Raw genomic sequence first — 25,456 nt, 5'->3', positions numbered from 1 at the left:
ACGCCACGGGTCAGTAGAACTTCTTGAGGTCCATGCCGGCGTACAGCTGCCCCACCTGGGCCTCGTAGCCGTTGAACATCAGGGTCTTGCGCTTCTTGGCAAACAGGCCGTCCTCGCCAATGCGGCGCTCTGTCGCCTGGCTCCAGCGCGGGTGGTCCACATTGGGGTTCACATTGGAATAGAAGCCGTATTCATTGGCCGCGGCCTTGTTCCAGGCAGTCCCCGGCTGCTTCTCGGTAAAGCGGATCTTGACAATGCTCTTGCCGCTCTTGAAGCCGTACTTCCAAGGCACTACCAGGCGGACCGGCGCGCCGCTCTGGTTCGGCAGCACCTCGCCATACATGCCAAAACTCAACAGCGTCAGGGGGTGCATGGCTTCGTCCAGACGCAAACCCTCCGTATAAGGCCAGTCCAGAATGCGCGATCCCACAAACGGCATGGTCTTGGGATCCGCCAGCGTTACAAATTCCACGTACTTGGCGTTGCCCAGCGGCTCCACCTTTTTGATCAGCTCGGCCAGCGAGTAGCCCACCCACGGAATCACCATGGACCAGCCCTCAACACAGCGCAGGCGGTAAATGCGCTCCTCCATGGGGCTGAGCTTGAGCAGGTCTTCCAGCGCCAACTTGCCCGGTTTCTTCACCAACCCTTCGATCTCGACCGACCAAGGCGAGGTCTTCAGGGTGTGGGCATTGACACCGGGGTCGGCCTTGTCGGTGCCGAATTCGTAGTAGTTGTTGTACGAGGTCGCGTCCTTGTAGGCTGTCACCTTCTCCATGGCCATCGCGGCGGCCACGGCAGAGGGTTTGGAGGCCAGCGGTGCCAGCTTGCCTGGACGATCTCCCCAGGTACTGCCTTCGGCCAAGGCTTGGCGCGATGCCCAGCTGGTCATCCCTGCCCCTGCGACCCCAAGTGCCATCTGCTTGAGCAGCGCCCGGCGACCTTCGTAAGCCCGTTGTGGGGTGATGTCACTGCTGACGGCGTGTTGAAAGCCGTCGTTCCGGGTCTTGATCAGCATGGGGACTCCTTGTGTGGTCGTTGGTCGTCCGACAGTGCGTTTTCTTACAAAGTTCCGTAGCTGTGCAATCCGCTGAGGAACATATTCACGCCAATGAAGGCAAAGGTGGTCACCGCCAGGCCGCCCAGCGCCCACCAGGCTGCCACGGTACCGCGCAAGCCCTTCATGAGGCGCATGTGCAGCCACGCCGCATAGTTCAGCCAGACGATCAGCGCCCAGGTCTCTTTCGGGTCCCAGCTCCAGTAGCCACCCCAGGCCTCGGCAGCCCACAGGGCACCCAGTACGGTAGCGATGGTGAAGAAGGCAAAGCCCACGGCGATGGACTTGTACATCACGTCGTCCAGCACCTCAAAGCTAGGCAGCTTGGTCGCCAGGCGTTTACGGCCAAACAGGATGCTGGCCACGATGAGCGCAGAAATACCAAAGTACACCGCCCAGTAATCGCTCATCCCCAGCACCGCCGACTTGCGGAACACCACCGGCTCAAAGCACAGCACCACACCCAACAACCACAAGGGCGCCAGCTTGTACCAACGCGACTCCCTGGCCTGCTGTTTGATCAGGTAGGCAAAGGCCACCATGGCTGCCAGCGCAAAGGTGCCGTAACCAATGAAGTTGGCGGGCACGTGCAGCTTCATCCACCAGCTCTTGAGCGCAGGCACCAGCGGCTGAATCTCATGCGCCTGGCGCACCACGGTGTACCAGAGCAAAAAGCCTACCGCCGCGCTGACCACCAGCATCACAAACGCACCCAGGGCACGGGTTTTGTATTGGGCTTCAAAGTACAGGTAAAAGGTGGCGGTGAGCCAGCAGAACAGCACGAACACTTCGTACAGGTTGCTGACCGGGATGTGGCCAATGTCGGCACCCAGCAGGTAGCTCTCGTACCAGCGCACCATGGTGCCCGTCAGCGCCAGCGTCACTGCGACCCACACCAGGCGCGATGCCACACTTTCCACGCCATCCGCCCGTCCCTTGGCAAACACGCCAATCCAGTAAAACGCGGTGGCCATGAAGAACAGCATGCTCATCCACAAAATGGCCGATTGGCTGGACAGGAAATACTTAAGCCAAAACACCGTCTCAGCCCGCTCCAGCGCGCCCTGGTAGGACGCAATGCCCAGCAGCGACAGACCCGCAACCGTCAGCATCAGCACCTGCAGGGGGCGCCAGAACCAGCCCATCCAGATGGCCGCTGGCATGGCAGCCAACAGAATGCCTTTTTCGTAAACATCCATGCTCTCGTGGTAGCGGCCCAAGGCAAACACACCGCCTGCCACGACGATGAGTGCAAACAACCATTCCCCCCAAGCCCGCTGGGCAAAGTACCCGGCATTCAAGGTCACGCTTGCGCCCGGGGCCACCGATGCGTCATTGCCAGAAATCGTATTCATTGAGAGTCCTTCAAACCTAACAAGCGGGATTTCAAATGCTCGAACTCCCGGTCTCCATCCATGGTTTTGCGGTTGGTAGAAAGCGCCATGGTCGCCTGAATCTGATCGGACGATTGGGCATCGGGTGCCAACCATACCCACAGCCGCCGCTCCCGCACATAAAGCATGGCGAAGACACCCAAAATCAACAAGGCACAGCCCAGATAGACAACGGTCTTACCAGGCGCGCGCGCCACCTGGAACACACTGGCCTGTACCTGCATAAAGTCCGACAGCAAGAGCGCCACCGGTGCAGGGTACAGCGGCACGTCGCTAAGCGCCAGCACGGCCTGTGTCATGAAGGCCTGGCCACGCGCATCAGGCTCGAACGCGGGCAGGCCGGCCTTTTCCCGTGCCACCTGCTCCAGCTCAAACAGCGTGCCATTCAGAATGCGCACCAACACCTCGCCGGCCTTATTGCGCTCCGCCTCAGGCACATTAGCCTCAATGAAATCTGCAATGGCCTGCAGGCCCGCCACGGGCTTGGCAGAGTTGCGACTCTCCATGCCAGCAAACAGGGCCAGCGCGCGTGCGGCGGATGCACTCAGTTGCTGCGCTAACTCAGGGCGCTTGGCGTCCACGGCCTTGGCAGCGTAACGCTGCACCGCCTTGGCCCGCAAGCCCGCATCAGAGAGGGCATTGCTGAGCCGCACAAACTCATCCGGGGAACCCTTCTCGTCGGCAGGTATGCGCAAGTAGCGAAACGGCTCGGCCGGGCTTTCGCGCATGCCCAGCAAAAACAGCGGCACGCCATCACCCATGTCCACCGGCAGCATGTAATTGTTGAACTCACGCGCCTGGCCCGCCGCATCGCGCAGCTTGTAGCTCACGCTGGGCCCCACATTGCGCAGGTTTTTCTTGTCCTTGGTTTTGTTGGCCGCACCCAGTTGGGCATCCATGGCCGAGCGCAAATCCACGGCACGTACATCGGTACCCGCAGCGGGGTCACCCGCAAAATTTTCTACGTTGATGACGCGCAGCCCGGTGTACTCCACCGTCAGCGCCTGCGCGCCAGCACCCTTTGTCAGCTGCGAGGCGCCACCCACGGTGCCCTCCAACTCGAAGGGTTGCACCTGACCATTCAAAGACATGGCGTGCAAACGCAGGCTGGAGCCGCCGTCGTCAAAGCTCGACTGGTAAATCTCGACCCCGCGGTAACTCGCAGGATGGTTCACCTCCACGCGTGCGGGGATCTTTTCACCGGTCTCTTTGTCGTGGATCACGATGTCACTGGCAAACAGCTTGGGCATGCCGGTGGAGTAGTACTCCACAATGAACTTCTTGAGCTCTACGGCAAAGGGCAGCTCCTGCAACAGAATGCCGTCCGACTGGTTCACGACGGCCGTGCTGGACTGGGTACCCTCGGCTACCAGCAAATTGGCGCGGAACGTAGGGTTGCGCTCGCTGAGGCGATGTTCTGGCGCCACATCGGCAATCATCCCGCCACCGGTGTAGGGCGTCTTGCCCCCCAGCAGCATTTGGGCACGAACAATCAAATCTCCGTCCAGCAACCCGCCTAGGCACACCAACACGATGGCACTGTGCGCGGCGATATAGCCCACCTTGTTCACCGCGCCAGCCTTGGCCGCCACCATCCAGCCCGGGCCACTTGGCGTATCACGCTGCTGCAGCTTCACACGCCATCCCCCGCTGACCAGCAGTTGGCCGATTCGGTGGGCGGCGGGTTCGGCCGCCTCTTGCAACGTGGCCTGGGCACGGTGGCCAAAAGCTTTAAGACTCTGCTCGCGGATGTTTTCCTTGTAGGACTTCAGGTCACTGATGATCTTGGGCGTGTTGCGGATCACGCACAGTGACGTGCTCAACACCAAAAAACCCAGAATTAACAGAAACCACCACGCGCTGTAGACGTTGTACAGGCTGACAACGCCAAAAAATTCGGTCCAAAAAGGACCGAACTGGTTGACGTAATTATTCAGCGGCTCATGCTGCTTGAGCACGGTACCAATCACCGAGGCGATGCAAATCACCGTCAGCAGGGATATGGAGAACCGCATGGACGACAGCAACTCCACCGCGGCGCGCCAGGTGCGCGAGCCGGATTGCAATTCAAAACCTTCGGTGGAGACGGTCATACAGGCAGAATCAATAACTCAAAAAAAAAGGCAGGCCATCGGAGGATGGTCCCGCCCAGTTAGGGTGAATTCACACGCTTTGGTTCCGCAGAACCGGTGAACTCTTTCCCCGATTAGCGCAAGCCGGCCACGTAGTCCGCCACAGCCTTGATCTCGCGGTCGTTCATCTTGGCAGCCACTTGGGTCATCTGCACACTGTTCTTGCGACCACCATCGCGGAAGGCGGTCAGCTGAGCAACGGCGTAGTCGGCGTGTTGGCCGCTCAAACGGGGGTATTGGGAAGGAATGCCAGCACCGTTGGGGCTGTGGCAGCCAGCGCAAGCGGGCACCTGGCGGTCGGCAATACCGCCGCGGTAAATGCGTTCACCCAAAGACACCAGCTCCTTGTCCTTGGCAAATCCGAGCTTTGCCTTTTTGGAGGTCACCCAGTAGGCAATGTTTTTCATGTCCTCATCACTCAGCGCCGAGGCAAAACCCTTCATGACGGCGTTGTTGCGCTTGTCGGACTTGAACTCTTGCAATTGCTTGACCAGGTATTCGGGGTGCTGCTGCGCCAGCTTGGGGTAGGCGGGGGTGCCCGAATTGCCATCTGCACCGTGGCAGGCGGCGCATACCGCGCCGAAGCTTGCCTCGCCCTTTGCCAAGTCGGGCTTCACCACCTTGGCGGCCTCGTGCTTGGCTTCTTCCGCAAAGGAAGAAACAGAAATAACGGCAACAGCGGCCGCGAAAAACATGTGGGCAATCAACTTCATAGGGATGTTGTGTCTGGTGAGCAAAACAGCGCCATTCTACAATGCGGCTCTGGGTTTACCTTCCAAATCAATGACCATCACCTCAAACCCACCCGGCTCGTCGCCCGTTAAACCGGTCGCAGACGCACCCGCCAAATCCCCCGCTGTCGTCGCAATGGGTTGGTTGCACACGGCACGCTTCCTCACCACGGCGCCCCAACTGCACTTTTTGCCTGAACTGGATGTGCCGGAAATCGCCTTCGTAGGTCGCTCCAACGCGGGCAAATCCACCTGCATCAACACGCTGACCCAGCAAAAGCAGTTGGCTTTTGCCTCGAAAAAACCAGGCCGCACCCAGCACATCAACCTGTTTGCGCTCGGCAAACAGGGAATTACCGACGCCGTATTGACCGATTTGCCCGGCTATGGCTATGCGGCTGTGCCCAAGCAGGACAAGATTCGCTGGCAACAGGTCATGGCCAACTACTTGGTCACCCGCAAAAACCTGCACGCCATCGTACTGATGTGTGACCCGCGCCACGGCATGACCGAGCTTGATGAAATCTTGCTGGATGTGATTCGCCCTCGGGTACAGGAAGGTCTGAAGTTCCTGGTCATCCTCACCAAGGCAGACAAACTGACCCGCACGGAGGCGGCCAAAGTGCTCTCCATCACCAAGCTGCAGGCAGGCGGAGGCGAAGTCAAATTGTTTTCGGCCCCCAAACGCACGGGCGTGGAAGACGTGGCGCAGTTGCTGTGGCAATGGGCCCATCCCACTGCTGCAGGCGCAACCCCCACCCCCGAGACCTCAGATCCGTCCTAATACGGCGCGGGTTCGCCCGCGGGCCGGTCCTTGAAACGCTTGTGCACCCAGTAGTACTGGGCAGGCATGGCGCGGATGTAGTCCTCCAGACGCCGGTTCATCAGTGCCGTATCTGCCTCCAGGTCCTCACTGGGAAAATCCGTCCACGCCGGGTGGAGCTCCACCTCATAGCCCTGCGGCACCAGCCGCGTCACGATGGGTACCACCTTGGCCCGCCCCAGCTTGGCGAAACGGGACAGGGAGGGCACCGTGGCAGCAGCGACACCAAAGAACGGCACAAACAGGGACTCGCGTGGATCGAAATTCATATCCGGCAGCAGGTAGAGCGGCTCGCCTTTGCGCATTGCCGCCACGATAGGCTTGACCCCGGCTAGCCGCGCGACCAACTCCGGTTCGCCAAAGCGCTGCCGTCCGCCCAGAATCCAGGCGTCCATCGCAGGGTTGAGTTGTGGCGAATAGATGGTGGCAAAGCGGCGTGGAATTTGCTGGGTCAGAGCGGTCCAGGCCGCGTCCAACCCCATGAAATGCGGCGCAAACAGCACCACGGGGGCATCTCCCTCCAGGGCATCCAGCGCGCCTGTTAGCCGTACGCGCGACTGCACGACGGCTGGCGGCGCATGCCACAGCCAGCCCCGGTCCAGCCAGGCCTGGGCAAACACCACAAACACTTTGCGCACTACACGCTGTCGCTCGGCCCCGCTCCACTCTGGAAAACACAACGCCAGGTTGGTCTGTACTACCCGCCTGCGTGAGCCCACGAGCAGGTACAGCGCAATACCCAAAGCCACGCCCAGTGCCCGCACCATCGGCAAGGGCAACCGCCCCAGAGCCACGATGAGTTTCACAATCCAGTTGCGCATCACCCTTTGGCCTCAGGTCGCCTCGCGAGGCGTTTTGTAGCGGGCATAGCCCCACAGGTACTGCTGCGGGCATTGCGCAATCAGGGATTCCATGGCCACATTCAGCTGTGCGGCAGCAGCCGTCAGATCCGCATCCAAGGGTTGGCTCAAAGTCTGCACATGCACCACATAGCCACGCCCGAGCGGCAAGCGCTCGCCCCAGGCCAACAACACGCTGGCACCGGTCTGCTGGGCCAGCCGCGCCGACAAGGTCATGGTGTAGGCCGACTTGCCAAAGAAAGGCACCCACACACCCTGCGACTGTGGCGGCACCTGGTCGGGCAGCAAACCCACGCACTGGCCCGTCTTCAGCGCCTTCAGCATCTGTTTGACACCTGCCAAGGTGGTCGGCGCGGTGTGCATGCCAGGGCGTGCCCGCGAGCGGGTGACCACCTCACGCAGCCAGGACTGGCGTGGGGGACGGAACAGCACGGTAATAGGCTGATCACCTTGGCCAAATTGCTGCGCATAGGCCTGCGCCGTGATTTCAAAGCAGCCCAGGTGTGGCGTCAGAAACAACACGCCACGCGCGGCGCCCAACGCGGCTTCCACATGTTCACGCCCCTGCCATTGCACGGCTACCGGGCGTCCCAACCACAGTCTCGGTAGCTCGGCCGCCAACTGGCCGGACTGGCCCACGGCACGCCGCCACTGGCTGCTGGTCAAACCCGCTTGGCGAGCATTGGCCAAGAAACGTGCGCGGTAGGTGGCGGACCCCAAAAAAGCTAGCCAACCCACGCCCCAGCCCAGCCCGTGCAGCAGCCACAGCGGAAAGAGAGAAAGCAATTTAAAAACAAGGGCCATTGGCTGGGATAAAATCACGGGTGTCGCTGAGTTACGGAACTACTTGCAGGGCGACACCCACAGGGCGGTCCCGAAAGGAACGCCATTGTGCCTCGTCAATTCTGGCGAATCTGCTAAAGCGTTCGCTGTAAGCTCCAAGGCCCAAGCAACGCGACTTGATGTTTTTTTGGAGACCTAGTTATGGCGAACGATTTTCTCTTTACTTCCGAGTCTGTTTCTGAAGGCCACCCCGACAAAGTCGCCGACCAGATTTCCGATGCAATCCTGGACGCGATTTTCAAGCAGGACCCCAAGTCCCGCGTGGCTGCCGAAACGCTGACTAACACCGGTCTGGTCGTGCTGGCCGGTGAAATCACCACCAACGCGCATGTGGATTACATCCAGGTCGCGCGCGACACCATCAAACGCATCGGCTACGACAACACCGAATACGGCATCGACTACAAGGGTTGTGCCGTGCTGGTCGCCTACGACAAACAGTCCAACGACATCGCCCAGGGCGTGGACCACGCCAGTGACGACCACCTGAACACCGGTGCCGGTGACCAGGGCCTGATGTTCGGCTACGCCTGCGACGAAACGCCCGAGCTGATGCCCGCCCCCATCTACTACGCCCACCGCCTGATGGAGCGCCAGGCCCAGTTGCGCAAGGATGGCCGTCTGCCCTTCCTGCGCCCTGACGCCAAGAGCCAGGTGACGATGCGTTATGTGGACGGCAAGCCCCACAGCATCGACACCGTCGTGCTGTCCACCCAGCACAGCCCCGATCAGAGCGAAACCCAACACAAGATGAAAGCCTCGTTCACCGAAGCCATCATCGAAGAGATCATCAAGCCCGTGCTGCCCAAGGAATGGCTGCAGAACACCAAGTACCTGATCAACCCCACCGGCCGCTTTGTGGTGGGTGGCCCCCAGGGTGACTGCGGCTTGACCGGCCGCAAGATCATTGTGGACACCTACGGTGGCGCCTGCCCCCACGGCGGTGGTGCCTTCTCCGGCAAAGACCCCTCCAAAGTGGACCGTTCCGCTGCCTATGCTGCGCGCTACGTGGCCAAGAACGTGGTGGCTGCGGGCCTGGCCAAACAGTGCCAGGTGCAAGTGGCCTACGCGATTGGCGTCGCCAAGCCCATGAACATCACGGTCTACACCGAAGGCACCGGCGTGATTGCGGATGACAAGCTGTCGGCCATCGTCGCCGAGGTGTTTGACTTGCGTCCCAAGGGCATCATCCAGATGCTGGACCTGCTGCGCCCCATCTACGAAAAGACCGCCGCCTACGGCCACTTCGGTCGTGAGGAGCCAGAGTTCACCTGGGAACGCACCGACAAGACAGCGGCATTGCGTGCGGCAGCGGGCCTCAAGTAAGCACCGACAGTGAACATCCAGACACAACGCTTCATTGACCGCTGGGCAGGCCAGCTGCTGTGCGGCGCGGTGTCTGGTTGGGTCAAATTCACGGGGCTGTTCACGCCGCCTGCGCGCATGCCAGCGGCGCCGAAAAACATCCTTGTGATCCTGCTCTCCGAGATGGGCAGCATCGTATTGGCAGGCCCCATGTTTGCGGCCTTGCGCCGTCAGTATCCGGGTGCGGCCATCCATATCCTGCAACTGAAAAAGAACCAGGAAGTTTCCAGGCTGCTGTCACTCACCGAACCCGAGCACATGCATACGCTGGACGACAGCTCCGGTGGTTCGCTGATCCGCGACATCCTGGCTGTAAGCCTGAAGATGCGCCGCCTGGGGTTGGACGCCGTCATCGACTGCGAACTGTTTTCCCGAGTGAGCGCCCTGCTCTCCTTCAGTACCGGCGCCCCCGTGCGCGTGGGCTTCACGCCGCACACGCAGGAAGGCCTGTACCGCGGCAGCTTCATCAACCACAGCATTCCGTACAACCCCTACCAGCACATCAGCAAGCAGTTCCTCTCCTTGGTCGATGCGCTGGAGTCGCCCGAAGGCATGCCGCGCAACCGCGCAGGCCCCATCCGCGAAATACCGGCGGAGCCCGAGCTGTCCGTCGCTTTAACGCCCGAGGAACTCGCCGCCTACCGCAGCAAGATGGAGACCGACCACCCGGTGACCCGGGCACGCCCGCTGGTGCTGGTGTATGCCGGCGGGGGCATCCTCCCCGAGCGGGCCTGGCCCGCCAGCCACTACGCCCGCGTGGTGCAGGGCCTGTGTGCTGCGGGCTATGCCGTGGGGCTGATTGGCCTCAAGGACGACGCGGTACTGGCCCACGACCTGCAATCCCAGGTCGGCCACGCGGCCTGCATCGACCTAACTGGCTACACCAAGAGCATCCGCGAACTGCTCATGCTCATGCATGCCAGCGCCCTGCTCATCACCAATGACGGCGGACCCAGCCACTTTGCCACCGTCACCCCCATCCAGACCATGGTGTTCTTCGGGCCCGAAACCGGCAAGCTGTATGGTCCATTGGGCCAACGCACCATCATTCTCGAATCGGGCATTGCCTGCTCGCCCTGCCTGACCGCCTACAACCACCGCCTGACTTTTTGCGATGGGGATAACCAGTGCCTCAAGCGCATTGCGCCCGACCCGGTGCTGGACCAGGCCCTGGCTTTTTTGCGCAGCAGCGCAGGCGCTGCAGCATGAGCGTCGTGCAGCGGCTGGTGCTGTGGGCCCTGGGCTGGATGGAGCGCTACCGCTACATCAAGTTCGGCATCGTCGGTGCCAGCGGTACGGTGGTGAACTTGGTGGTGCTGCACCTGGGGCACGAGTTCCTGTTCAATGAACTCGAAGCCGCCTACAACAAGCCCTACTTCTCCCTGGCACTGGCCATTGCCGTGGCGACGCTCAACAACTTCACCTGGAACCGGCTGTGGACCTGGTCGGACCGCGTGAAGACGCTGGAAGCCGAAGAAGCCCAGCCGGTGAGCCTGCGCCTGCTGGGTCTGGAGTTTGGCCAGTACATCACCGCCTCAGCCTTCGGCAGCGGCCTGCAGTACGTGCTGACGCTGCTGCTGTCGGGCAGCATGGACTACCGCGTGGCCAACATCATCGCCATCGTGGCTGCCAGCGTGAGCAACTTCCTCGCCAACGACCGCTGGACCTTCAAGCGCAACACCGACTGAGCGCGTTCAGCGGCACCATGCAGGCACACGCTTTGTCACACCGCGCCCCTACCTGGCCCTGGCTGGTACTGGTGGCTTTGGCAGCGGCCCTCTACCTCTTCGGCCTGGGCAGCTTTTATGCGCCCACGAATGGCGATGAGATGGTGTACATCCACATCGCCCGCATGACGGCCGAGAGCGGCCATTGGCTACCGCTGCAGTCCGAATTGGTGGGCACGCGCAATACCAAGCCGCCGCTGCTGATCTGGCAGGCCATGGTGGCCGGTGGTTGGGGCCAGCACTGGAGCCTGTTTGCACTGCGCCTGCCCAGCATCGCCTACACCTTTGCCACCACCGCCCTGCTGGCCTTTTTTGCGCACCGCATGGCACCCACACCGGGCAAGCTGCGCACCGCCTGCATTACTGCCGCGCTGTACCTTCTGTACTTCTCCACCTTTCGCTACGGCCGGGTCTACCTGACTTCCGCACCCGAGACCTTCTGGCTGGCCCTGCCCATGTGGTGGCTGCTGTGGCTGCACCTGGGTGGGTCCGCGGTGGTGTCCCCCGCCCGCCAATTGGGCGCATGGGCCTACACGCTGATCGGCATCGCTATGGGCCTGGGCGCGGCCTACAAGTCGTTTGCGCTGGTGGCGCCCACGGCGGCTGCACTTTGGTGCGCGGTGCTGCTGAGCGAACCCTGGAACTGGCGCACCGCAGTGCGGACGACGGGGGGTGTGACCTGGAGCGCGCTGCTGGGCCTGGGCATCTTCGCGCTGTGGTTTGTGCTGGACCCCAATCCCGCCGAGGTGTGGCAAGAGTTTGTCGTGGCCGAGAACGCGGGCAAGATGTCCAGCAGCATGGGCTACTGGCAGGCCGCGCTGTACGGCGCCTACCCCATGTGGACCCAGTTGCTGGCCTACCCGGCCAATGGCGGCCTGCTCGTGCTGCCGGTGCTGGGCTTTTGCCTGCACGCACTGCGGCACGGCTGGCGGCCCCGGCACTACGCACACCTCAGCCCCGCGCTATGGGTGCTGCTGGCCTGGCTGGTGGTATGGCTGGTGGTGTTCACCATCCCCAACCAACGCTCCGAACGCTATGTGATCCCTGCCATGCCGGCACTGGCCATTGCCATGGCGCTGCTGTGGGACCGGCTGCACCGCATCTGGTTCGCCGCCACGCTGCTGCTCACCGTGCCCGCACTGGTGATGCTGGGCCGCATTGGTTGGGTCATGGGCAGCCTGGGCATGGCCAGCCCGCTGGAAGTTGCTATGACTTTGCTAGCTGCCAGCGCAGGACTGGCGGGGGCTGTAGCCGGATATATTCGATTTTCCTGGGTGCGCAATGCCACGCTGCTGGCCTGCCTGGCAGTGTATGGCTGCTTCACGCTGATGGTGCAACCCATCTCGGGCGCGGGCTACAGCGATGCGGTGCAGGCGCAGATGCGTGGCCAGCGCGTGGTGGTGCCCAATGGCTTTACCGGCCAGTACGAGCGCTTCCACTTCGTGCTGCCCGGCGCGCGCATCACGCCGTATGACGCCGAGGGCCGCAACACCGGCGCGCTGTACCCCGAGATGCCTGCGGCAGAGCGCTTGGACCGCTTGCTGAAAGAGTTTGACGCCGTGGTGTGGCTACAAGATGACCTGAATGAGCAGCCCAGCTGTCTGCCCCGTTGCACGCTGCTGGCCCAGCGCTGGCATGTCAAAAGCCGCCACAAGGACGGCGAGGTGACGCTGGACAACCTGTGGCAACCGCAACAGTGGCTGTTCCGCCGCGAGTGGCTGCTTGCCCCCGCAGCGGGCGGCTGATCAGTACTGCAGCGTAGCCACCGCGCGCAGCTCTTCGGGCGTGGTGCTGGGCAGGCCAAAGAACTCTAAATAGGCCGGGATCTGCTCGAACAGCATGTCCGAGCCCACCTGCACCTGGCAGCCGCGAGCCATGGCCGCCACCAGAAAAGCCGTGGTTTCGGTCTTCATGACCACTTCGCCCACAAAGGTGCTGGGCGAGAGACGCGTCACGTCCAGCGGCATGGCGTCGCCCTCGTTCATGCCCAGGGGCGTGGCGTTAACCACCAGGTCAAAGCCCACGGGGTCGGTGGAGCCGGTCAGCACCTGCAACTGCGGGTAGTGCTGGCGCAGGCGGGCGGCCAGACCATCGGCCGCGTCGGCATTCACGTCAAACACGGCCAGTGCCGACAGCCCTTCGGCAGCCAGCGACGCGGCGATGGCCGACCCCACACCCCCGCTGCCCACCACCAGCGCACGTGCGCCTTGCAGCTTCAGTCCCTTGCGCAGCACCCCGCGCACAAAGCCGGCACCGTCAAACATATCGCCCTGCAGCTGGCCCTGAGGGCCCAGGCGCACCGCATTGCAGGCACCGGCAATGGCCGCCGTGGGCGACAGCGTGTCTACCAGCGCCGTGGTGGGCACCTTGTGCGGCATGGTGATCAGCGCGCCGCGGATGTTGGAGAGCTTGAACACACTGCGCAGGAAATCCGCATAGTCCGACCCCTTGCACCCCATGGGCACCACCACCACGTTGACCCCGGCTTTTTCAAACCAGGGGTTGTAGATCATGGGTGCCTTGAAGGCATGCGTGGGGAAGCCAATGTGGGCAATGACTTCGGTGTTGCCGTTGATGATCATGGTTGTGCTGCCTTGGCAACCTTCGCAGCATTCACGCCAGCGCGCAAAGCCAGCAAATAGCTGTCCGCACCAAAGCCCGCAATCTGGCCCTTCACGATCTCGGCGAACACCGACTTGTGGCGAAACTCTTCGCGCGCATGGATATTGGACATATGCAGTTCCACGATGGGGCAGGTCAGGATTGCCAGCGCGTCGCGGATGCCGTAGCTGTAATGGGTCCACGCCCCTGCGTTGATGAGCACCGCATCCACCTGCTCGGCAAAGCCCTGGTGGATGCGCTCACACATCTCTTGCTCGCTATTAGTCTGAAAGGTCTGCACCTGAACGCCCAACTCCGCACCCAACACCTGCAGGCTGGTATTGATTTCATCCAACGTGGTGGTGCCGTACTGTGCGGGGTCCCGCTTGCCGAACATATTGTGGTTAATGCCGTGCAGCATTAGAACGTTCATGGTGGTCCTCGTGCTTATTTGCGCAGCTTGGCCAGTTCGGCCTGCACTTCGGCAACCACTGGGCCCACGAGTGCGCTGTGCTTGTCGATCACCGGCTTCATCTTTTCACGCAGCTTGGCCACTTCGGCCGCAGGAAGCGTGGTGATCGTCATGCCATTTTTCTTGAGCAACTCCAGATTGGCGGCCAGCGATGCACGCGAGGCTTCGCGCTGGCTCTTGGTGGCCTCATCGGCGGAATCGTCAATGATCTTCTTCTCGGCGGGGCTCAGGGTCTCCCAGATCTTCTTGCTGAAGATCACCGATTGCGGGTTGTACTGGTGGTTGGTCAGTGCCACGTTCTTTTGCACTTCCCAGAACTTGTTGGAGGCGATCACGGAGATCGGGTTTTCCTGGCCGTCAATGGCACCCTGCTCCAGCGCGGCATACACCTCAGGGAATGGCAAGGGCGTGGGGTTGCCCCCCAGGGCTTTCACCCAGTCCACGTTGATGGCGTTGGGAATCACGCGCAGCTTCAGGCCTGCAATGTCGTCCACCTTGGTAATGGCCTTCTTGCCGGTGGTGATGTTGCGAAAACCGAGTTCCCAGTACGACAGACCCACGATGCCTTTGTCCTCCAGGGCGGCATGCATCTTCTGGCCAATCGGGCCGTCCACAATCGCGTCGGCCTCCTTCTCGTTGTTGAACAGGAAGGGGAAGTCAAACACCTCCAGCGCCTTCACTTCGCTGGCCAGAATGCCGGAGTTCATCACCGCCATTTCCACGGTGCCACCCTTCAAGGCGGACAGGGTGGCCTGGTCACTGCCCAGCGCGCCGTTGAGAAACAGCTGCACTTTCATCTTGCCGCCGGACTTGGCCGCCACGGCCTCGGCAAATTTCTTCATACCAGCTACAGCGGGGTGGCCCTCGGGGCCGTTGAGGCCGAACTTGAGCGTACGCTCCTTGATGTCCTGAGCCGACGCCAAGCCCATGACCGCCAACGCGGCGCAAGCCACTACCGATTTAATGAACAGTCGTTTCATAGTTGTCTCCTGAATAAAAGTAAGAACGGGAACGCAATCAATAGAACCAGCGCGCAGGCACCATCACCAGCTGCGGGAACGCCACCATGAGGAACATGATCAGGAACTGGGCGATCATGAAAGGCACGACGCCCTTGGTCACCTCGTCCATGCTGACCTTGCCCACACCGGCCACCGCATTGAGCACCGTGCCCACGGGGGGCGTGATGAGGCCAATGGCGTTGTTGATGATGAAGAGCACACCGAAGTACACCGGGTCAATGCCTGCGGCCTTCACCACCGGCATCAGCACCGGCGTCAGCAACAGAATGGTGGGCGTCATGTCCAGCGCCGTGCCCACCACCATGGTCAGCACCATGATGGCCAGCATCAGCATCCTGGGGCTGTCCAGCAGCGGTTGCAGCAGCGCCACCACCTGGCCCGGCAGGTCTGCCACGGTGATCAGCCAGGCCGACACCATGGCCGCCGCCACCAGGAACATCACCACTGCGCTGGTCTTGGCCGCCATCACAAACAACGGCACCAGCTTCTTGAAATTGAGCTCGCGGTAAATCACGGTGGATACAAACAACGAGTACACCGCAGCCACCACCGCAGCCTCGGTGGGCGTGAAGATGCCGAATTTCAGGCCGAACACAATGATGAAAGGCAGCACCAGCGCCCAGGTCGCCAGGCGCAGAGACTCCAGCACTTCGGCGGCAGACTTACGCGGGGGTGGCACCACCACCTCTTTGCGTACCAGCCACCACCAGGTTGCCACCAGCGACAGCGCCAGCCACACACCCGGAAAGATGCCGGCCATGAACAGCTTGGAGATCGACACATTGGCTGCGACGCCAAACACCACAAAGCCAATGCTAGGCGGGATGATGGGCGCGATGATGCCGGCCGATGCGATGAGGCCGGCCGAGCGGGCCTTGTCGTGGCCGGCGGCCACCATCATGGGCAAGAGCAACGCCGTTAGCGCAGCGGCATCGGCCACTGCCGAGCCCGATAAGGATGCCATGATCACCGCGGCCACAATGGTCACATAACCCAGCCCCCCCTTCACATGGCCCACCAGGGCCATGGCAAAGTTCACGATGCGGCGTGACAAACCGCCCGCGTTCATGATCTCGCCGGCCAACATGAAGAACGGCACGGCCAGCAGCGGGAAGCTGTTGGAACCTTCGAGCAGGTTTTGCGCGAGGATTTGCGCATCAAACATGTTGAGGTGCCACATCAGCGCAGCGCCGCACAACAGCAGGGAAAACGCGATGGGCACGCCCAGCGCCATGGCACCCATCAGGGAACCCAGAAAAACAATAATCGTCATGGCATGTGCTCCTGGATTAGTGGGCGGCTTCTTCAGATTCCTGAATCAGCATTAGGTCTTGGTCGGCTATCTGGCCGGTGAGCAGGCGAAACAGCTCCAGCGCCAGAATGGGAAAGCTGAGCAACGAGAACACCATGCCCCCGGCGTAGAACCAGCCCATGGAGACTTCCATCACCGGGCTCTCTGAATCCTTGTTAACCATGAACTGGTCGTAGGTGCCCTTGAAGATCAGCCACAGGCAAAACAGCATCAGCACCAGCGAGATGCCCATGAACACCCGCTTGCCCTTGGGCCCAAACTTGCTCACCAGCATGTCGGTGCCCAGGTGGGCGTTGTCGCGCAGCGCAATCACCGCACCCAGGAATGTCACCCACACAAACAGCCAGCGCGACAACTCTTCGGACACGGTGAAACCCGAGTTGAAGGCGTAGCGCATGAACACGTTGCCAAACACCAGCACCACCATGGCCGCCAGGGCGGCGGCAATCAGGTAGCCAATGAACTGGCAGTACCCATCAATGATTTTTTTGACCACACATGTCTCCAATGTTCGGATTTTTATTAATGTACGAACTAGTTAGTTTTTTAATAACCGGGTTTTCCCTAGAGCCTCCTCATATAGCCGGGAAAGCTGTTATGCCGAAAGTGAATTACGCGCGCACAAAGCGCACCACCATTTCGGTGATGCTGGCGCGGCGCGCGGCAGACTGCGCGTTGTGCGCCTTGTCCTTGAAGATCAGCCCGAAGGTGTGGCGGTTGGAGACGTTGAAAAACGTCAGCGCCGAGATGGAGGCATGGATGTCCACCGGGTCCAGCCCCGGGCGGAACACGCCCTGCTGCACCCCCCGGTCGTACAGCTGGCGAATCGCCTGGATGGCCGGCACATTGAGTTCCTGAATGGTTTTGCTCTGCGCCAAGTAGGCGCCCTGCTCGATGTTCTCGTTCATCACCAGGCGGATGTAGTCCTCGTGGTCCGCATGGTGGTCGAAGGTGAACTCCACCAACCGGCGCAGCGCCGCCTCGGGCTCCAGGTCTTCCAGATGCTGCGCAGATTCGATCTGGCGCATGCGCCGGTACTGGTCCTCCAGCACTGCCACGTACAGCCCCTCTTTGCTGCCGTAGTAGTAGTAAATCATGCGTTTGCTGGTATGCGTGGCCTCGGCAATCGCGTCGATGCGCGCGCCACTCAAACCCTTGGCCGCAAACTCCTTGGTTGCCACCGCCAAGATACCCGCCATGGTGCGCGCCGGGTCGTTGGTACGCGCTTTGGCTGGGGCTTTGGGGGTTCCCGCGGAATGTACTGACTGGTTCATTCCACAAGTATAGGAGGCAGCACTGGGCCATGGCAGTCCTCAGGCCAGTGGAACCGTGAGCGCCCGGATCACGGCCGCGGTGTCGGGCCGCACGCCACGCCACCAGGCAAAAGCTTCGGCCGCCTGCTCAGCCAGCATGCCCACGCCGTCGGCCAGCTGCGGAGCACCCGCGTTTTGGGCCAGCCGCAAGAAGGGGGTGAGGCCTTTGCCATACGCCAACTCATATGCCAGGCAGGCCTCTGCAAACACCTCGGCCGGCACCGGCGGCAACTCGGCGCGCAGACTCGCAGAGGTAGCGTTGAACACCACGTCAAACCGCTGGCCTGCCAGATCCAGGTAGTGACAGGCTTGCACCCAACCCTTGGCCGCCCCGATCTGCGCCAACTCGTCTGCCTTGTAGCGCGTGCGATTGGCGATCACCAGCAAGGCAGGTTCCTCAGCCAGAAATGGGAGCAAGGCCCCGCGCGCCGCACCGCCTGCGCCCAGCATCAGCACGCGCTTGCCTTTCAGGGCCACTTGCAGGTTATGCGTCAAGTCACGCACCAACCCGACTCCATCAAAGTTCTCTGCGATCACGTGCTCGCCTTCGAACTTCATGGCATTGGCGGCCCCCGCCAGCTTGGCCCGCTCGGAGTGCTCCGTGGCATAGGCATACGCGTCCAGCTTGAAGGGTGCGGTGATGTTCAGCCCAAGCCCACCGCTGGCACGAAAGGCGTCCACCGTCTCAGTAAACTGGCCCAACGGGCCTTCGATCTTGGTGTAGTCGATGTCCTGGCCCGTGGCTGCGGCGAAGCTGCTGTGAATGAAGGGGGATTTACTAAAACCAATCGGGTTGCCGATGACGGCGTATTTGTCAGTCATGGCGTGCCTCCCGAGCGACTGAACAACACGCCATCGGCCTGCATGGCCGCAATGTCGGTTTCCGCAAAGCCCAGGCTGGTGGCGATCTCGGCGTTGTGCTGGCCCAGGTCAGGTGCCACCTGGGTGATATTGGTGTCGCAGCCCGAAAAATGAAACGGCAGATTGGGCAGGCGGATCTTTCCAATCACCGGGTGGTCTTGCTCCAGCACCATGCCGCGTGCCTGTATCTGCGGGTCCGACAGCACCTCGTCAATGCGCTGCACCTTGGCGCTGGGCACGTCGATGCCATCAAGCAAAGCCAGCACTTCGCGCACTGAGCGCGCAGCCACCCACGGTTTCACCACCGCCAGAATCTCCAGCCGCTGGGCATTGCGGCCCGTGTTCGTGTGAAAACGTGCATCCGCACCAAAGCCGGTGGGGCCGCCATGCGCTTCCACCAAGGCGGCAAAGCGCTTCCATGCATCGTCGACCTGGGCGGCAATCACCAGGTCGCCATCCTGGGCGCGGAACACGCCGTAGAGCGTGCTGTTGGGCATGTCGTGCCCGGTCTGTACCGGCACCTCTTCACCACCAGACAGCGTGTAGCACTGCACGGCATATTCGTGCATGGAGACCAGCGTGTCATACAGCGCCATGTCGATGTGCTGGCCCCTGCCACTCTTCACCCGGCCCAAGAGGGCGGCATTGATGGCGGCCACCGCGTGGATGCCGGTGTACATGTCGCCCAGCGAGATGCGCAGCAGCGGCGGCGCTTCGCCGGGATTGCCCACCATTTGCATGATGCCGCTCTTGGCCTCGGCAATCAGACCAAAACCCGCGCGGTGCGCATCGGGCCCGGTATGGCCATAGGCGGAGATGGAGCAGTACACCAGGCCCGGGTTGCGCTCGGCCAGCGCGGCGTAGCCCAGGCCCAGCTTGTCCAGCGCGCCGGGGCGGTAGTTTTCGATGAACACATCGGCGCTGTCCACCAGCTTCTGCATCAGCGCACGGCCGCGTGCGTCCTTGGTGTTCACGCACAGGCCTTTCTTGCCCATGTTCTGCTGCAAAAAGTAGCCGCTGTAGGCGTGGTCGTCGCCCACAAACCAGGCATGTTGGCGGCCCGCGTCGCCAGTGCCCGGGCGCTCCACCTTGATCACCTCGGCCCCCATGGCGGCCAAGCAGCGCCCCACATAGGGGCCCGCCAGAAAGTGGCTGTAGTCGATGACGCGGATGCCTTCCAAAGGACGCTCCTGCTGAGAATTTTGAGTCATATTGGCCTCTAGCCCTCGTGTTTGTTGCGCGAGCAGCTACTAAATAGATAGCAATTAAAAGGAACCTGGGCGGCGCGGAATCATCAGACGGTGCTCGCCCTTCTGCACCACGTCGCCGTTCTGGTTGATCAGCTCGCTGGGCAAAATCACAATGCCCCAGCCCGGGCGGCTCTTGGAAGCGCGCAACCCGCTAACGGTGAACTGGACGTGCAACACGTCATTCACCTTAATGGGCAGCACAAAATCCCAGGTCCAACCCAGCGACATGCCGGGCAGAAAGCGGTAGTCGCTCTGCGTCTTCAACCCATCGGCAATCGACAGGCCAAACAGACCATGCGCCACGATGCAGCCAAAGTGGCTGGCGTTGGCGTAGGCCTCGTCCACGTGCACCGGGGTGTGATCGCCCGTCAGGTCGGCGTAGGCCAGGATGCGTTCTTTGGTGACGATGTAGTTGGGGCTGATGCAGACGTCGCCGTCGCGGGCGTCGTCCCAGTATTTTTCGTGGCTCATAGGGATTCCTTGTGAATGCAATCGCTCAGGCACGCGGGTTGATGGCCAACGCCTGCGCCACGGTGCCGACGCTGGCCTGGATGAACTCCACCGCAAGGCCATCGGGCAGACGCAGCCAGTTGCGGCCCTGCGGCATCTCGGTCACGCCAAAGGCTTGGGCGGCTTGCAGCGCGTACTCCAGGTCTTCACACATCACGCCGATGTGGCCCAGTCGCCCCTCGGGCGCGCTGTGGTCGGGCTTGGCCATGAACTGCATGCCCCCCAGCATCCAGTACTGCACCGGGTCGTCGACGGTGCCCTGCACTTCGCGCATCGTCATGCCGCAAACCTTGTGAAAAAACTGGATGTGCCACTGGATGTCCTGGACCCAAATGGCGACGTGCTCCACATAGGCGCGGGGGATGGTGGTGGGGTTCATTGGGTTTCTTTCAGGGAACGCTCAATACCCTTGATGCAGGCCACCAGCGTGGCATTCACCGGCGTGGGCACGCCCAGGGCAGCACCGCGCTCGACCACGGCACCATTGATAAAGTCGATTTCGGTGAGCGAGCCTTTCTCCAGGCTTTGCAGCATCGAGGCTTTGAATGCGGAGGGCAGCCCTGTCGCCGCTTTGCGCCAGGCGTCCACGCCGTGCTGGTAGCTCAGGGTGATGCCGCTGGCCCGCGCCACCGCCATGGCCTCTTCCACCGCGGCCACGGCACAGGCCTCCGCCTCTGGCACCTGGTACAGCGCGCCATAGGGCAAACGGGTAATGCCGCTCAAAGCGCCGGTGGCCACGTTGATGAGCAGCTTGTCCCAGATGGTGCCCATGATGTCTTCGCACACTTGGGTGCGCAGGCCCGCGGCGTTGAACACTGCCGCAATGCGGTCAGCCCGCGCAGAACCCTTGGCTTGCAACTCGCCAATCAGTGTCTCTTTGCCCTGGGTGCCGGCCACCACCACACCAGGGGCCACCAGCACGCCACCCACATAGGTTTTGCCGGCCAGCACACGCTCGGCACCCACCAGCTCGGCTAGTACGTCCTCATGGCCCAGCCCGTTTTGCAGAGACAGCACCACGGTGTCCGGCCCCACCAAATCCAACGCGCCCTGCATGGCACTGCGGGTGTCAAACGACTTGACCAGCACGATGACAAGGTCCATCGCGCCCAGACCCGCGCAGTCGGTGGCGGCATGCACCTTCACCCGCGTATCCGTGTCACCTTCGCGCAAGATCAGGCCATGGCTCCGCAGGGCCTGCACCTGCTCCACGCGGCGGTTGATCAGGGTGACATCCGCCCCGGCACGCGCGAGGGTGCCACCTATGGCACAGCCCAACGAACCGGCGCCCAACACTGCAATTCTCAAATCGCTCTCCTTGCTTGGGAGCGAATGTAGGCAGCGCAGCCCCTATCGTCTATGCAATACATAAAATAGATTGCATTGCATATTTTTATAAAGGGGTCGACCATGGACACTGCGCACGAGACCACCGAGCTGTTGGACACCAAGCTATTGCGACTGCTGGACCTGCTCTACAGCACCGGCAGTGTGACCCGTGCCGCCGAGCTGTTAGGGCAAAGCCAGCCCACCGTCAGCATCTGGTTGGCCAAGCTGCGCGAGGCCTTGCACGACCCACTCTTCGTGCGCACACCGGCAGGCATGCAAGCTACGCCACGTGCACAGGCGCTGATCGAGCCCACGCGCCAGGCGCTGGCCGCGCTGCGGCAAATATCGGAATGGCAGCCGGACTTCAACCCCGCCACGGCACAGCGCAAGTTCCGTATCTGCATGACCGACGCCAGCCACATCACCCTGCTGCCACAACTGCTAGCCCATGTTCGCGCCGCAGCACCGCAGGTGGCGCTGGAAGCTGCACGCATCGATGCGGACACGGCCCGCCTGCTCACAGCGGGCGAAGCCGACTTGGCCGTTGGCCTGATCCCGGATCTGGAAACTGGTTTTTACCAACAAACACTGTTTGAACAGCAATGGGTGTGCCTGGCCAACGCGCGCCACCCGCGCATTGGCAAAACCCTCACCCTCAAGCAATACCAGGCCGAGGCCCATGCCGCTATCGCCTCAGGCACGGGCAGTGGCTTGCTGGCCGCGGCACTCAAGCGCCAACAGATCGAGCGCAAGGTGATTCTGGAAATTCCCGGCTTTTTAGGCCTGCCCGCCATCCTCTCCACGACCGACCTGATCGCCACGCTGCCGCGCCAGATCGGTGAGACGCTGGCCAAGGTCACTGGCTTGGCGGTGCACGCCTGCCCGGTGCCCATTCCCGGCTTTACCGTGAAGCAGCACTGGCATGCCCGCTATCACCATGACCCTGCGAATCGCTGGCTGCGTGGGGTCTGTTCTGCGCTGTTTTTACAAAAGAAATAGCCTTCTAGCCCCCGTAAACATTGCGCCAACAGCTCCTTATTTCATAGCAATCGCAGACGGAGACTTAGCCCCACAGTACCGAACGCATGGAAATGGACGCCGACTGGAAACCCGTGTTGAAAAAGCGCGGCATCTCGCTGGAGCGCGCAGCACCCGCGGCGTAGAGCAGCGGCAGGTAGTGGTCATGGGAGGGGTGAGCCTGCTGCGCCACAGCGCCCAGCGACTGGAAGTTGGGCAGTGCGTCCAGCTGCCCCTTCTTGATCTGGTTTTGCACCACGGCGTCAAATTCGGTGGCCCAGTCGTAGGCCTCGTTGGCGGCGGTGCCGTCGCGCGTGGCGCGCAGGTTGTGCACGATGTTGCCGCTGCCCACGATCAATACCCCGCGCTCACGCAGCGCCTGCAACTGTCGGCCCAGCGCGTAGTGCTCGGTCGGCGCGCGGCTGTAATCCATGCTGAGTTGCAGCACGGGAATATCCGCTTTGGGAAACATGGGCTTGAGCACTGACCAGGTGCCGTGGTCAAAACCCCATTGCTGGGTGTCCACCCCCAGTGCCGCCCCCGTGGCGGGCGACTTGAGTGCGCTGGCCAGGCTGCGTGCCACCGCAGGCGCACCGGGCGCGGGGTACTGCTGGTCCATCAATGCTTGGGGGAAGCCGCCAAAGTCGTGGATCGTCTTGGGGCTTGCCATGCCCGTGAGCTGCCAGCCGGGCGTGAGCCAATGGGCCGAGATGCACAGAATGAGCTGCGGCCGCACCCCACGCGCCAGCAACTCGGTGCCCATGGCCTGCCAGCTGCGCCGCCAGGCGTTGTCCTCGATCGCGTTCATCGGGCTGCCATGCCCCACAAACAGCACCGGCATGCGCGGCGAAGGCTTGAGCGCCTGCAGCAGGGGCTGGCTGGCTGCGCTGGCCAGCGAGGTGGTGATGAGGCTGGGGAGTGCGGCCAGAGCGGCCAGGGTGCTTCTGCGTTGCATGGGTGAATGGAGCACGGCGACGGGCTGAAGTTCCCGCATTCGCAAATCTGGCGCATCCCATGGCCTTGCCCAGACGCAAAAAAGCCGACCCCATGGTCGGCTTTTCTAGCAAGAGCTAACGGGAGGTTAGTGCTTAGTAGCGGTTGCCGCCACCGTAACCACCACCACCGCCACCTTCGCGACGGCCACCGCCACCGCCGCCACCAAAACCACCGGTGCGGGGTTCCATGGGGCGCGCTTCATTGACGACCATGTCACGGCCGTCCACGTTTTTGCCATTCATGCCACCGATAGCCGCTTGGGCTTCTGCGTCGCTGGACATTTCCACAAAGCCGAAGCCTTTGGAGCGGCCGCTGTCACGGTCCATCATGACCTTGGCCGACGAAACGGTGCCAAATTCAGAGAAGTTTTGGTTCAGGGATTGGTCATCTACCGAGTAGGAGAGATTGCCGACGTAAAGTTTCTTGCCCATGGTGGGATCTTTCAAAAGGCGCCCGCAGCTTCAATGAACCGCGCAACGCAGGGGGAATGACGGTCTTGGTTAAAAACCATCGCATGCTGGAGGACCAAAATCTCTGCGCCGGAAGTGCATCCGGTGCTTAGGCTCAAGTCAAGAATTTTGGTAAGGAGGAAAAAATAAAACCGGAGTAAAGCTCGCCGCTGGGGGAGTTTGACAACCGGAGGGGCCGAGATGATCGGCCAAAAAGGTGCGGGGGCGGCGCAAGGCGTGCCGCAGACCATGTCAGACTGCAGACGCTACAAAGGTAAGCAAATTGCAGCGTCACCCGCGATTTTACCCTTGATCCGGTGAGCAGCTCGGATTACTTGTGCACGCGGCCATGAAATCACCCGTTTGGGGGATACCGGAATCTCGCGGCGCCCCATAGACTACCTAGCGCTCACGCATGCGCTCGCCTCTGAGCATGTAGTCCGCAGCATTCGCTGGAACACTACGTTCCATCACCCAAAACGGAACGTCAGCCCAGGCAATGGAAACCCCTTGCCATCGATGTTGAATTCATTTTTTCAAACTTCTACACAGTCACAACACCACATGACCAGGTACCTCACTTTCTTCTTCGGCATTTTTATCGGGCTTGTCGCCCAGTTCACCCAAGCAGCGGATCTATTTCCCAAAGGTGTGTCGCGCTCTTTTCAGCGTCTGGATACCTTGGAAGACGACGCAACCATCGGTGGATACGCGATGTACCAAGGTGGCAGGACCTGGAAAACTCTGGCCATCCAGGACCAGACCAACAACATGAACATCCGAATTGGCACAGCCCAATTTGTCAGCCCTGTGGGGAATAACTTCTTTGCCGAAATGCGCGTTGTCGCAAGCCTCTCGGGCGCAGAGGAATACGGCTACTTCTCTGCCGACGTTTGCAGCCCTGCCAAAGCGCATCTGTTCGTTTCCAAGAAAGCAGGTGGCACGATGGACAACTGCCTCACGATTGATCCCTATGCCGCCAATATTGGAGGCCGCGATCTCGTGACGTTGGTCGTCAACGTTCGAAACTCCCAGAGCAACTGGCGGCTGTACGACACAACGATTTACCTCAATCTTGCCTATCTTGGCTATCCAAACACCACGATTTCTGACTGGAGCGCCACCGCCGCCGCCAAAGACGCAGGCAAAGGAAAACTCATAGAGAAAGTGGGAAGCTGGGCCAAACAACTGCAAGATGGCGTGAATACCGCGATTGCCTACCGCAAGCCACAAGACGCGTTTGCTTCGGTGCCTCCGATGAGTAGCCTCATGGTATGGGACGAAGCTGCGCTGAAAACCCCGTCCCAGAGCAGGAACGCCGGCAGCAGCTATGTTTTCTGCGAAAGTTCAAAAACGATGGTCCTGGAAGGAACCAAAGACTGCCCCTAAAAA

The 25,456-nt window shown here is 61.5% G+C and carries 26 protein-coding genes; 7 read left to right on the top strand and 19 right to left on the bottom strand.

The window, feature by feature from the left end; translation table 11 throughout:
• Positions 1–10 precede the first annotated feature (10 nt).
• The 4 genes from msrP to AC1DZ5_RS12900 all read right to left on the bottom strand — a co-directional run bounded on the left by msrP (position 11) and on the right by AC1DZ5_RS12900 (position 5,296).
• Positions 11–1,018 carry a protein-methionine-sulfoxide reductase catalytic subunit MsrP gene (gene msrP / locus AC1DZ5_RS12915; RefSeq protein WP_477889632.1) on the bottom strand — a complete coding sequence of 336 codons (1,008 nt, stop codon included), beginning with the start codon at positions 1,016–1,018 and terminating at the stop codon, positions 11–13.
• A gap of 44 nt (positions 1,019–1,062) precedes the next feature.
• Positions 1,063–2,412: a c-type cytochrome biogenesis protein CcsB gene (ccsB, locus tag AC1DZ5_RS12910; RefSeq protein ID WP_477889630.1), complete on the bottom strand. Its 1,350-nt coding sequence runs from the start codon at positions 2,410–2,412 to the stop codon at positions 1,063–1,065.
• Positions 2,409–4,544 (bottom strand): cytochrome c biogenesis protein ResB, encoded by a 2,136-nt coding sequence (locus AC1DZ5_RS12905; RefSeq protein WP_477889628.1) that lies wholly within the window; start codon positions 4,542–4,544, stop codon positions 2,409–2,411. The genes ccsB and AC1DZ5_RS12905 overlap by 4 nt, the downstream gene beginning before the upstream one ends.
• Positions 4,545–4,657: 113 nt before the next feature.
• On the bottom strand, positions 4,658–5,296 hold the full coding sequence (locus AC1DZ5_RS12900; RefSeq protein WP_477889626.1) for a c-type cytochrome: 639 nt from the start codon (positions 5,294–5,296) through the stop codon (positions 4,658–4,660).
• A 70-nt stretch (positions 5,297–5,366) separates the two neighbouring features.
• Here AC1DZ5_RS12900 and yihA point away from each other — a divergent pair, with 70 nt between their 5' ends.
• A complete protein-coding gene (yihA, locus tag AC1DZ5_RS12895) occupies positions 5,367–6,098 on the top strand; it encodes a ribosome biogenesis GTP-binding protein YihA/YsxC (protein WP_477889624.1) in 732 nt (243 codons plus the stop codon).
• Here the strand turns inward: yihA and AC1DZ5_RS12890 are convergent.
• Both AC1DZ5_RS12890 and AC1DZ5_RS12885 read right to left on the bottom strand, forming a co-directional pair.
• Positions 6,095–6,958, bottom strand: coding sequence for a lysophospholipid acyltransferase family protein (locus AC1DZ5_RS12890; protein ID WP_477889622.1), 864 nt, complete (start codon positions 6,956–6,958; stop codon positions 6,095–6,097). The two genes, yihA and AC1DZ5_RS12890, sit on opposite strands and share 4 nt — an antisense overlap.
• Before the next feature lie 12 nt (positions 6,959–6,970).
• Positions 6,971–7,801, bottom strand: coding sequence for a lysophospholipid acyltransferase family protein (locus AC1DZ5_RS12885; protein ID WP_477889620.1), 831 nt, complete (start codon positions 7,799–7,801; stop codon positions 6,971–6,973).
• 180 nt (positions 7,802–7,981) lie between these two features.
• Between AC1DZ5_RS12885 and metK the strand changes: the two genes are divergently transcribed.
• Genes metK through AC1DZ5_RS12865 form a run of 4 tightly spaced genes read left to right on the top strand, consistent with a single transcriptional unit; the run spans position 7,982 to position 12,677 of the window.
• Entirely contained in the window at positions 7,982–9,166 is a 1,185-nt protein-coding gene (metK, locus tag AC1DZ5_RS12880) for a methionine adenosyltransferase (RefSeq protein WP_477889618.1), read from the top strand.
• 9 nt (positions 9,167–9,175) lie between these two features.
• Complete coding sequence (locus tag AC1DZ5_RS12875) at positions 9,176–10,414, top strand: glycosyltransferase family 9 protein (RefSeq protein WP_477889616.1); 1,239 nt, start codon at positions 9,176–9,178, stop codon at positions 10,412–10,414.
• Positions 10,411–10,893, top strand: a complete 483-nt coding sequence (locus AC1DZ5_RS12870; protein ID WP_477889614.1) for a GtrA family protein — start codon at positions 10,411–10,413, stop codon at positions 10,891–10,893. The genes AC1DZ5_RS12875 and AC1DZ5_RS12870 overlap by 4 nt, the downstream gene beginning before the upstream one ends.
• Positions 10,894–10,910: 17 nt before the next feature.
• A complete protein-coding gene (locus tag AC1DZ5_RS12865) occupies positions 10,911–12,677 on the top strand; it encodes an ArnT family glycosyltransferase (protein ID WP_477889612.1) in 1,767 nt (588 codons plus the stop codon).
• Here the strand turns inward: AC1DZ5_RS12865 and AC1DZ5_RS12860 are convergent, their stop codons facing one another.
• The 11 genes from AC1DZ5_RS12860 to AC1DZ5_RS12810 form a co-directional block, all read right to left on the bottom strand.
• On the bottom strand, positions 12,678–13,511 hold the full coding sequence (locus AC1DZ5_RS12860) for a shikimate dehydrogenase family protein (protein ID WP_477889963.1): 834 nt from the start codon (positions 13,509–13,511) through the stop codon (positions 12,678–12,680). It abuts the gene before it with no gap.
• Positions 13,511–13,966 carry a type II 3-dehydroquinate dehydratase gene (gene aroQ / locus AC1DZ5_RS12855; protein ID WP_477889610.1) on the bottom strand — a complete coding sequence of 152 codons (456 nt, stop codon included), beginning with the start codon at positions 13,964–13,966 and terminating at the stop codon, positions 13,511–13,513. The genes AC1DZ5_RS12860 and aroQ overlap by 1 nt, the downstream gene beginning before the upstream one ends.
• Positions 13,967–13,980: 14 nt before the next feature.
• Entirely contained in the window at positions 13,981–14,985 is a 1,005-nt protein-coding gene (locus AC1DZ5_RS12850; RefSeq protein WP_477889608.1) for a TRAP transporter substrate-binding protein, read from the bottom strand.
• Between the two features lie 37 nt (positions 14,986–15,022).
• Complete coding sequence (locus AC1DZ5_RS12845; RefSeq protein WP_477889606.1) at positions 15,023–16,300, bottom strand: TRAP transporter large permease subunit; 1,278 nt, start codon at positions 16,298–16,300, stop codon at positions 15,023–15,025.
• A gap of 16 nt (positions 16,301–16,316) precedes the next feature.
• A complete protein-coding gene (locus AC1DZ5_RS12840; protein WP_477889604.1) occupies positions 16,317–16,835 on the bottom strand; it encodes a TRAP transporter small permease in 519 nt (172 codons plus the stop codon).
• Positions 16,836–16,950: 115 nt separating this feature from the next.
• Positions 16,951–17,613: a TetR/AcrR family transcriptional regulator gene (locus AC1DZ5_RS12835; protein ID WP_477889602.1), complete on the bottom strand. Its 663-nt coding sequence runs from the start codon at positions 17,611–17,613 to the stop codon at positions 16,951–16,953.
• A 39-nt stretch (positions 17,614–17,652) separates the two neighbouring features.
• On the bottom strand, positions 17,653–18,474 hold the full coding sequence (gene aroE, locus AC1DZ5_RS12830) for a shikimate dehydrogenase (protein WP_477889600.1): 822 nt from the start codon (positions 18,472–18,474) through the stop codon (positions 17,653–17,655).
• Positions 18,471–19,724, bottom strand: coding sequence for a CaiB/BaiF CoA transferase family protein (locus tag AC1DZ5_RS12825; RefSeq protein ID WP_477889598.1), 1,254 nt, complete (start codon positions 19,722–19,724; stop codon positions 18,471–18,473). The genes aroE and AC1DZ5_RS12825 overlap by 4 nt, the downstream gene beginning before the upstream one ends.
• A gap of 54 nt (positions 19,725–19,778) precedes the next feature.
• On the bottom strand, positions 19,779–20,234 hold the full coding sequence (locus tag AC1DZ5_RS12820; RefSeq protein ID WP_477889596.1) for a MaoC family dehydratase: 456 nt from the start codon (positions 20,232–20,234) through the stop codon (positions 19,779–19,781).
• A 25-nt stretch (positions 20,235–20,259) separates the two neighbouring features.
• Positions 20,260–20,652: a VOC family protein gene (locus AC1DZ5_RS12815; RefSeq protein ID WP_477889594.1), complete on the bottom strand. Its 393-nt coding sequence runs from the start codon at positions 20,650–20,652 to the stop codon at positions 20,260–20,262.
• Positions 20,649–21,581, bottom strand: coding sequence for a ketopantoate reductase family protein (locus AC1DZ5_RS12810; RefSeq protein ID WP_477889592.1), 933 nt, complete (start codon positions 21,579–21,581; stop codon positions 20,649–20,651). The genes AC1DZ5_RS12815 and AC1DZ5_RS12810 overlap by 4 nt, the downstream gene beginning before the upstream one ends.
• A 102-nt stretch (positions 21,582–21,683) precedes the next feature.
• On the opposite strand from AC1DZ5_RS12810, the gene AC1DZ5_RS12805 reads away from it, so the two are divergent.
• Positions 21,684–22,601, top strand: coding sequence for a LysR family transcriptional regulator (locus tag AC1DZ5_RS12805; RefSeq protein WP_477889590.1), 918 nt, complete (start codon positions 21,684–21,686; stop codon positions 22,599–22,601).
• Positions 22,602–22,665: 64 nt separating this feature from the next.
• Here AC1DZ5_RS12805 and ygiD read toward each other — a convergent pair whose 3' ends face one another.
• Entirely contained in the window at positions 22,666–23,574 is a 909-nt protein-coding gene (gene ygiD, locus AC1DZ5_RS12800; protein ID WP_477889588.1) for a 4,5-DOPA-extradiol-dioxygenase, read from the bottom strand.
• A 133-nt stretch (positions 23,575–23,707) separates the two neighbouring features.
• Positions 23,708–24,046, bottom strand: coding sequence for an RNA recognition motif domain-containing protein (locus tag AC1DZ5_RS12795; RefSeq protein ID WP_477889586.1), 339 nt, complete (start codon positions 24,044–24,046; stop codon positions 23,708–23,710).
• 582 nt (positions 24,047–24,628) lie between these two features.
• Here AC1DZ5_RS12795 and AC1DZ5_RS12790 point away from each other — a divergent pair.
• A complete protein-coding gene (locus AC1DZ5_RS12790; RefSeq protein WP_477889585.1) occupies positions 24,629–25,453 on the top strand; it encodes a hypothetical protein in 825 nt (274 codons plus the stop codon).
• Positions 25,454–25,456 lie beyond the last annotated feature (3 nt).

The organism is Rhodoferax sp. P1_F3 (genome assembly GCF_056405715.1).
Note: the sequence above shows the minus strand (reverse complement) of the source record. Positions and strands in the feature narration are given on the sequence as shown.